We start from the raw sequence: 8,734 nt of genomic DNA, 5'->3' as shown, positions 1-8,734 counted from the left end.
GCGCGCGGGCGATGGCCGCCACGATGGCCGCCGCGCCGTCACGCGCCAGCAGGTCGTCCAGCAGCGGCCCGGTGGCGGGCCCGTCCGTCGGCAGCCGCAGCATCAGCGCCCTGCGTACTTGGCGCCGACCGCGTCGATGGCGTCGACATTGCCCGCCGACTTGCCCTGACGGTCGAAGTTCTCGGTCTGCGCCAGCCAGGCATCGGCGATGGTCTTGGCGACCTCGGCCCCGATGACGCGGGCGCCCATGGTGATGATCTGCGCGTCGTTCGACAGCGCGGCCCGTTCGGCGGAATAGGTGTCATGCGTCAGCGCGGCGCGGATGCCCGGCACCTTGTTGGCCGCGATGCAGACGCCGATGCCCGTGCCGCAGACCAGGATGGCGCGATCATAGGTGCCGTCCATCACCTGGCTGGCCACCCGATCGGACAGGTTGGCATAGAACGCGTCGGGGCCGTCGTCGGTGCGGCTGATTTCCGACACCTCAAAACGGTTCTTGAGGTGGTCGGCCAAGACCTTGGCCAGACCTTCGCCCGCGCTGTCGCCTGCGATTGCCAGTTTCATGCGTTCTCTCCGATGGTTGCGGCGCAGCGCGCCAGAATGTCCAGATAGCCGTTCACGTCCCAGGCCGACCGCCCGATGAACAGCCCGTCGATATGCGGGCAGGCGATCAGCTCGGCGCAGTTGCCCGGATTGACCGATCCGCCGTAAAGGCAGGGCACGCGGCGGCCCAGCACGTCCTGCGCGACCGCGATGATCTCGGCCTGACGCGCGTCGGCGTAATCCGAGGTTGCGGGAATGCCGTTGGCGCCGATGGCCCAGACCGGCTCATAGGCCAGCAGGATCGTGGCGTCGGTCCCGGCCACGGGTTCCAGCGCGGCGCGGACCTGGGTCTCCAGCACCTGCGCGGCGCGGCCCGCCTCGCGCTCGGCCAGCGTCTCGCCGATGCAGATCAGCGGGATCAGGCCGTGGCGGACGGCGGCGGCGGTCTTCAGGCCCACCGTCGCGTCGGTTTCGCCGAAATGTTCGCGGCGTTCGCTGTGGCCCAGTTCCACGACGTCCAACCCGCAATCTGTCAGCATCACCGGGCTGATTTCGCCCGTCCAGGCGCCCGCGTCATCCCAATGCATGTTCTGCGCGCCGACCTTGACGTCGGTGCCAGACAGCGCCTCCGCTACCTGGCGGCAGGCGGTGAAGGGCGGGATCATGAAACGCTGAATGCCTGCGGGCGCGGGCGTGCCGCGCAACCCGTCGGCAAAGGTCATCGCCTCGGCCAGGGTCTTGTTCATCTTCCAGCTGGTGCCGATCCAGAATTGGGTCATGCGGGGTCCTTTGCTATGGTCAGCGCGATGCCCGCCCGGTCGATCGCGGCGCGATCCTCAGGCGCGGGGGGCGCGTCGGTGATGATGGCGTCGAATTCGGTCAGATCAGCCAGCGCATGCAGCGCGCTGCGGCCGAACCGGGCGTGGTTGACCAGCAGCACGCTGCGCTCCGCCGCCCGCATCATCGCGCGCTTGGCCCGGACCGCGTTGTCGTCCATGTGGAACGCCCGAAGCCCCGCCACCGCGGGGGTCGAGATGAAGGCCAGGTCCGCATGCAGCCCGGCCAGCGCGCTTTCCGTGACCATGCCGAAAAAGCCGTTGAACTTGGCGCTGTAGATGCCGCCAAGCGCGATCAGGGTGACGCGCGGGGCATCCTTCAGCCGCTCGATCACGGCGGCGTTGTTGGTGATGACCGACAGGGGCGCGCATTCCGTCAGGCTGGCGCCCAGCAGCGCCGCCATCGAGCCGTCATTGACCATCACGGTCATCCCCGGCTCGACCAGCGCGCGGGCGGCATGGGCCATGCGGGCCTTGGCCTCGCCGTCCTGCAGGGCGCGAATGCGGAAATCGCTTTCGAACTGGGTGCCGGCCTCGATCGTGGCGCCGCCGCGGACCTTGCGCAGCAGGCCTGCCTGTTCCAGGTCGTCCAGATCGCGGTGGATGGTCATCCGGCTGACCGCGAAACGGACCGCCAGATCGTCCAGGTCCACGGCCCGTGCCGCGACCAGCAGATCCATGATCGCCTGTCTGCGTTCGTCCCGTTTCACCCAAACCCTCCCTTGGCTCGCCGATTTCATAACATGATCCGCGCACATAACAACACCGACTTTGTGACTTTGTGATTTTTTGTTGTGATATTAAAGGCGCCGGGTTATGGGTGGCGCAACAGGAGGATCGCCATGCCCTTAGACACCCCCAAAGACCCCGCCATCGCCGCCAAGGCCGATCTGGACCCGCAGAACTTCGCCCTGGCGAACTGCATCCGGGCGCTGACCATCGACGCCGTGAACGCCGCCAACAGCGGCCATCCCGGCGCGCCGATGGGCATGGCCGATGCGGCCACCGTGCTGTTCCGCAACCACCTGAAATTCGACGCGGCGAATCCCGTCTGGCCCGACCGCGACCGCTTCGTGCTGTCGAACGGGCATGCGTCGATGCTGCTTTACAGCCTGCTGCACCTGACCGGTTATCAGGACATGACGCTGGAGCAGGTCAAGAACTTCCGCCAATGGGGCGCGATCACCGCGGGCCATCCGGAATACGGTCACGCCAAGGGCATCGAGACCACGACCGGCCCCCTGGGCCAGGGCCTGGCCACCGCCGTCGGCATGGCGCTGGCGGAACGCGCGCTGGCGGGCGAATTCGGCGACGACCTGGTCGATCACCGCACCTGGGTCATGCTGGGCGACGGCTGCCTGCAGGAGGGCATCGGCCAGGAGGCGATCAGCCTTGCGGGCCATCTGGGTCTGGGCAAGCTGATCGTGCTCTATGACGACAACAGCATCACCATCGACGGCCCGACCTCGGTCAGCTTCTCCGAGGACATCCCGGCGCGCTTTACCGCCTGTGGCTGGCACGTGCAAACCTGCGACGGTCATGACGGGCGCAGCCTCGATGCCGCGATGGCGGCCGCCAAGGCGGAGACGGGCAAGCCCTCGCTGATCGCCATGAAGACGATCATCGGGTTCGGCTCGCCCAACCGCGCCGGCAGCTATTCGGTACACGGATCCCCCTTGGGCGCGGATGAAGGTGCGCTGACCCGTGCCGCCTTGGGTTGGACACACGATGCCTTCGTGATCCCCGACGACCTGGCCGCCGAATGGCGTCAGATCGGCGCGCGCGGGGCCGAGGACCGCGAGGCATGGGAGTCCCGTCTGGCCGCGTCCCCCAACGGAGCCGCCCTGACGCAACGCCTGTCGGGCGATCTGCCCGAGGGCTATGACGCCGCCGTCACCGCCGCCCGCGACGCCCTGTTTGCGGCGCCAAAGAAGGCCGCGACACGCAAGGCGAGCCAGATGGCGCTGGAGGCCCTGGCCGGGGCGGTGCCCGCGATGATCGGCGGATCGGCGGACCTGACCGGATCGAACCTGACCCGCGTCACGGCGGTCGACACGCAATACACCCGCGACGCGCCCGGCCGTTACATCGGCTATGGCGTGCGCGAATTCGGCATGGCCGCCGCGATGAACGGGTTGAACCTGCATGGCGGCGTGATCGCCTATGGCGGGACGTTCCTGGTGTTTTCAGACTATGCCCGCAACGCGATCCGCCTGTCGGCGCTGATGGGGGTCGGCACGATCTATGTTATGACCCATGACAGCATCGGCCTGGGCGAAGACGGCCCGACGCATCAGCCGGTCGAGCATCTGGCATCCCTGCGCGCCATTCCCGGCCTGACCGTCCTGCGCCCCGCCGACACGGTCGAGACGCTGGAGGCCTGGGACATCGCGATCCGCAACCGCAACGTGCCGTCCCTGCTGGCCCTGTCCCGCCAGGACGTCCCGCAGCTGCGGACCGATGCCGGGGCCGAGAACCTGACCGCCAAGGGTGCCTATGTGATCCGCCAGTTCGGCGAGGGCCGCGACGTGACCCTGATCGCCACCGGCACCGAGGTCGCCATCGCCGTCACGGCCGCCGAGGCGCTGGCCGCCGAGGGCATGGCCGTGGCCGTCGTGTCGATGCCCAGCTGGGAGCTGTTCGAGGCGCAATCCGCGGACTATCGTGCCCAGGTCCTGGGCACCGCGCCCCGCATCGCGGTCGAGGCCGCAGGCAAGTTCGGCTGGACCCGCTATGTCGCGACCGAAGATGACGTGATCGGCATGACGGGTTTCGGCGCATCGGCCCCCATCGACCGCCTGTACCAGGAGTTCGGCATCACGCCCGAGGCGATCATCGCGCGCGCGCGTCTGGTGACCGGCCACTGATCCAAAGGCCAAGGCCGCAAGCGGCCTTGCCATGATGCACCCCACGCGCGCAAAGCGCGCGCGCGGGGCCCAGCGGCAGCGACCGGGTCGGGGTTTCCCCGACCGTCCTCGTTTCGGTCACCCCGCCATCAGGTCGCGCGCCGTCGCCTCGTCGGTGATCAGACCGGACAGTCGCCCGCTGTTCAGCACCGCGCGGATGGCCGCGACCTTTTCCGCGCCGCCTGCGATCACCACGATGCGCTGGCCCTGCCCGCGGTTCAGATCGACCGACAGCGTCCGCGCGCTCAGCGTCGTGTCCAGCACGCGCCCTGTCGCGTCAAAGAAATACCCCATCATCTCTCCGACGCCGCCGGCGGCGTTGATCTCGGCGATCTCACGCCGCTCGATCATGCCGGATGCGACCAGCTGCGCGCCCGCATCGGCCGTACCCATGCCCACGAAGGTCAGCGTGGCGCTGTTCGACAGATCAAAGATGTCGCGCACGCCGGGCTGGGACAGCAGCACGGCCCGGTCGCCTTCGGAATTGGCAAAGAACGGCACCGGCATGACAAAGGCCTGCGCCCCGGTCTTTTCCGCCAGCGTGTGCATCACGTCATGCGGATTGGCCGCATAGTTGCGCGTCAGCCCGCCCAGCACCGCCACGAACCGCACCGCACGCGCGTCGAACCTTGGCATCTGCCGCACCGCCGCAGCCAAGGTTCGGCCGTGACCCAGCCCGATGACGCGGTGTTCGCCCCGCTCGATCTCGCGGCGCAGAAAGCCCGCGCCCGCCAGGCCCAGGCGCGCAGGGGCATGCCGTCCTCGCCAAGGTCGGGGGCGACCTCGCAATGGTCCAGGCCGTATCGCGCACACAGCTGGTCCTCCAGCATGGCGCATTCGACGATCTCTCCGTCGATGGTGACCTTGACTACGCCCTCGGCCACGGCGCGGGCGATCAGGCGGTGCGCCTTGACGCCGGGCAGGCCCAGACGCTTGGCGACCGCGGCCTGGGTCAGCCCGCCCGCGTAATGCAGCCACGCCGCGCGGATCGCGAGGCTCTGCTCCGGATCGATGGGACCCCGCCGCGCCATCAGGTGGCCGCCCGCATCAGGGCATCCAGGTCATCGACCGACAGCGGCGCGGGATTGGCTTTCATCGACGACGACGCTGCCGCCGCCTGCGCGGCGGCCCCGCGTGCCGCCGCATCGATCCCCAAGCGTCCAGCCCCGGCAGCCCGGCATCGCGCGACCAATCCGCCAGCTGCCGCGCGGCATCGGCGACCGACGCATCGGGCCGCCCGAACGCAGCCCCGATCCACTGGCCGACCTGATCCAGCCGCGCCGCCAGCGCCGGGTCGGTGACCGCCTGCCGGTTCGCGACCAGCACATGCGGCAGCAGCGAGCCGCAGATGGCGCCATGCGCGGCCCCGGTCAGCCCGCCCAGCGGCCCCGCAAGCCCATGCACCGCGCCCAGGCCCGCATTGGCCAGCGCCAACCCGCCGCACAGGCTGACCCAAGCCATCTGGTCGCGGGCCTGCGGGTCCTCGGCCTGCATCAGCCGGATGATCGCCGCCAGCCCGCGCGGGATCGCGTCGCGGCACAGCGCATCGGTCAGCGGGTTGGCGCGGGTGCAGACGTATGGCTCGATCACCTGCGTGATGGCATCAAGCCCCGATGCCAGCGTCACCCCGCGCGGACAGCCGTCGGTCAGCGCGGGGTCCACGATCGCAAGCGTGGGCAGCATCCGCGCGTCGCGCAGGCTGACCTTGCGGCGCGCCTCGGGGACGCCGATGACGGCGTTGCGGGTGACCTCGGCCCCGGTGCCGGCGGTGGTGGGGATGGCCACGAAGGGCAAGGGCGGATGGTCCAGCGGCAGGCCCTGCCCCACGACCTCCAGGTGATCCAGCATCGGCCGCGTCGCGGGGATCAGCGCGGCGATGGCCTTGCCCGCGTCGATCACCGCGCCGCCGCCCATCGCGACGACGACCTGCACCCCCGCGCCCGCCTGCACACCCGCCTCGATCAGCGCCATGTCAGGCTCATGCGGGACTGTGAAGGTCGCGACCGAACAGCCCGCGGCGGTCAGGTCGCGCGCCAGGGTCGCGCTGCGGGCGGGGTCGCGGCCGTGGACCAGCAGCACCCGCCGCCCCAGGGCAGCCACCCGTGCAGGGGCCTGCGCCGCCTGCCCCCGGCCGAACAGGATCTCGGTGGCGGTGGCAAAGGCAAAGAGCTGGGGCATGGGGGATCCTGTCGCTGATGGGTCAGATATTCAGCTTATCCGCCCCGGTGTCGATATGCGGCGCCCAGAATGCGACACTTTCGGCGATCTGGGCGATGACCTGCCGGTCGTTGGGGTCGCGTTCCTTGAAGGACAGCTCCAGGCAGATCTCGTTGTCGACCGCGCCGCCATGGGCCAGCGCGGCCAGCAGGGGCTCGGGCTGGACGCGGCCCTTGGCATTGAATTCCGCGGTAAAGGGGCGGTGACCGCCCTTGTCCATCAGCGACTGCTTGATGTGGATGATCGGGCTGACGCGCGGCACGGCGCGGGCCCAGGCATAGGGGTCCAGATCGTCCGGATCGGGGCTGGTGACGTCACCATGATCGATATCGGCCATCATCCACATGGGTATCGCCATGTCGGCCGCGGTCAGCCGGTCCTGCAGCGCCAATGCGGCGGGGATCGTCTCTCCGAATTCGCGCCCGATGCTCATCGGTTCCCAGAAGACATAGTCCAGACCGGCGGCCTTGGCATGGTCCGCGACCTCGGCCCAGGCATCGATGGCGATGCGGATCAAATGCTCGCGCCGGGCGGGCGCATCATAGTCGCGATAGGTAAAGATCGCGAATTGCGTGCCCACCGACCGACCGCCCAGATCAGCGGTGATGTCGGCAAAGGTCTTGAACCAGTCGATGTAGTATCGCCGCACATCCGCGTCGGGATGGCCGAAATGGTTCAGCCGGCCATATGGTCCGGTCATGCCGCTGGTGACGCGCACCCCGGTCCGGTCCAGCGCCGCGCGCATCTGCCGCGTCAGGCGGCGGATCACCGGCGCGGACCAGGACGGGTTGATGAACTCATGCGTCAGCTGCAGGTCGCGGATCCGCAGATCACGCGCGACGGTGTCGATCAGGTCGTCCGGATCGGCAAAGCGGTTGACCAGCGGATTGGTGTTCAGCGACAGGGTCAGCATCACGCGATCTCCGGCGCCAGCGTTTCGTCGAACCAATCGGCGAACGCCGCCTGCTGATCGGCGCTCAGGTGCAGATAATGCTTGGTGCGCCGGGTCAGGATGTCCTGGGGCGTGCGCGCCCATTCCTTGGTCACAAGGTACCGCGCCTCGGCCTCGTACAGCTGTCCGCCGAAATGACGGCCCAAGTCCGACAGGCTCATGGCGCCCGCCACGACGTCCTTGGTCCGCGCGCCGTACAGGCGGCCATAATGCTGGACCAGCGCGCGCGGCATCCAGGGGTGCAGTTCGCGCTGCAGGTTGGCGAAACTTTCGTAATCGGCATTGGCGATCTCGCCGCCCGGCAGGGTCGCGGTCTCCGTCCAGTCGGGGCCCATCGCGGGAAAGATGTCCCGCAGCCGGTGCATGCCGCGTTCGGCCAGTTCGCGGAAGGTGGTGATCTTGCCGCCGAACACGTTCAGCAGCGGCGCGCCGCCGGTCTGGTCCAGGTCGAACACATAGTCCCGCGTGACCGCCGACGGGTTGCCCTGCCCGTCGTCGAACAGCGGCCGCACGCCGGAGAACGAATGGATGACATCGGACCGGCGCAGCTTTTCCTTGAAATAGCGGTTCACGGCGGCCAGCAGGTAGTCGACCTCTGACTCGTCGGCGGCCACGTCCTCGGCGCGGCCGTCATAGGCGATGTCGGTCGTGCCGATCAGCGCCATGTCGCCTTCATAGGGGTTGATGAAGATCACGCGCTTGTCGTGGTTCTGCACCAGATAGGCGTTGGTCCCCGCCCACCATTTCGGCACGATGATGTGGCTGCCCTTGACCAGCCGCACGTTGCGGGCCGAATTCGACCCGGCCACGCGGGTGATGAAATCGCTGACCCAGGGACCGGCGCAATTGACCAGGCAGCGGGCGCGGAACTGCCGTTCCTCTCCGGTGACGGTGTCGCGGGTGGTCACGGACCAGGCGTCGCCCTCGCGGCGCGCCGACACGCAGGTGGTGCGGGTCAGGACGGTCGCGCCCTTTTCCGCCGCATCGACCGCGTTCAGTACCACCAGACGCGCATCGTCGACCCAGCAATCGCTGTATTCGAAGCCCTTGTGGTACTTGTCCAGCAGCGGCGCGCCCTCGGGGTCGCGGCGCAGGTCCAGCGTGCGCGTGCCCGGCAGCTTTTTCCGACCCCCCAGGTTGTCGTAGAGAAACAGCCCCAACCGGACCAGCCAGGCGGGCCGGTCATCCGGGCTGTGCGGCAGCACAAAGCGCATCGGCCAGATGATGTGCGGAGCGGCGGCCAGCAGCACCTCGCGTTCGATCAGCGCCTCGCGGACCAG

7 protein-coding genes and 1 pseudogene are annotated in these 8,734 nt (G+C 68.8%); 1 reads left to right on the top strand and 7 read right to left on the bottom strand.

Annotated elements, in window-relative coordinates; translation table 11 throughout:
• Positions 1-102: 102 nt before the first annotated feature.
• The 3 genes from TY51_RS13870 to TY51_RS13860 are packed head-to-tail and all read right to left on the bottom strand — an operon-like array spanning position 103 to position 2,089.
• The gene (locus TY51_RS13870) at positions 103-564 is read right to left on the bottom strand and encodes an RpiB/LacA/LacB family sugar-phosphate isomerase (protein ID WP_042250424.1); all 462 of its coding nucleotides are present in this window, start codon (positions 562-564) and stop codon (positions 103-105) included.
• Positions 561-1,322, bottom strand: coding sequence for a triose-phosphate isomerase (locus TY51_RS13865; protein ID WP_042250423.1), 762 nt, complete (start codon positions 1,320-1,322; stop codon positions 561-563). The genes TY51_RS13870 and TY51_RS13865 overlap by 4 nt, the downstream gene beginning before the upstream one ends.
• Complete coding sequence (locus TY51_RS13860) at positions 1,319-2,089, bottom strand: DeoR/GlpR family DNA-binding transcription regulator (RefSeq protein ID WP_042250421.1); 771 nt, start codon at positions 2,087-2,089, stop codon at positions 1,319-1,321. Before TY51_RS13860 ends, TY51_RS13865 begins: the two co-directional genes overlap by 4 nt.
• A gap of 132 nt (positions 2,090-2,221) precedes the next feature.
• On the opposite strand from TY51_RS13860, the gene tkt reads away from it, so the two are divergent.
• Positions 2,222-4,246 (top strand): transketolase, encoded by a 2,025-nt coding sequence (gene tkt, locus TY51_RS13855; RefSeq protein ID WP_081995045.1) that lies wholly within the window; start codon positions 2,222-2,224, stop codon positions 4,244-4,246.
• 117 nt (positions 4,247-4,363) lie between these two features.
• Here tkt and TY51_RS13850 read toward each other — a convergent pair whose 3' ends face one another.
• The 4 genes and pseudogenes from TY51_RS13850 to TY51_RS13835 all read right to left on the bottom strand — a co-directional run.
• Positions 4,364-5,122, bottom strand: a complete 759-nt coding sequence (locus TY51_RS13850; protein WP_231559065.1) for a sugar-binding transcriptional regulator — start codon at positions 5,120-5,122, stop codon at positions 4,364-4,366.
• A gap of 193 nt (positions 5,123-5,315) precedes the next feature.
• A pseudogene (locus tag TY51_RS13845) lies at positions 5,316-6,463 on the bottom strand (iron-containing alcohol dehydrogenase).
• Between the two features lie 22 nt (positions 6,464-6,485).
• Positions 6,486-7,418, bottom strand: coding sequence for a sugar phosphate isomerase/epimerase (locus TY51_RS13840; RefSeq protein WP_042250418.1), 933 nt, complete (start codon positions 7,416-7,418; stop codon positions 6,486-6,488).
• Positions 7,415-8,734 (bottom strand): glycerol-3-phosphate dehydrogenase (locus tag TY51_RS13835; protein WP_042250417.1); only part of this gene is annotated, 1,320 nt, incomplete at its 5' end. The genes TY51_RS13835 and TY51_RS13840, both read right to left, overlap by 4 nt.

Origin of the sequence: Paracoccus sp. PAMC 22219, from assembly GCF_000787695.1 — a bacterium.
Taxonomy (GTDB): Bacteria; Pseudomonadota; Alphaproteobacteria; order Rhodobacterales; family Rhodobacteraceae; genus Paracoccus.
This window is presented reverse-complemented; position numbering and strand designations above follow the sequence as displayed.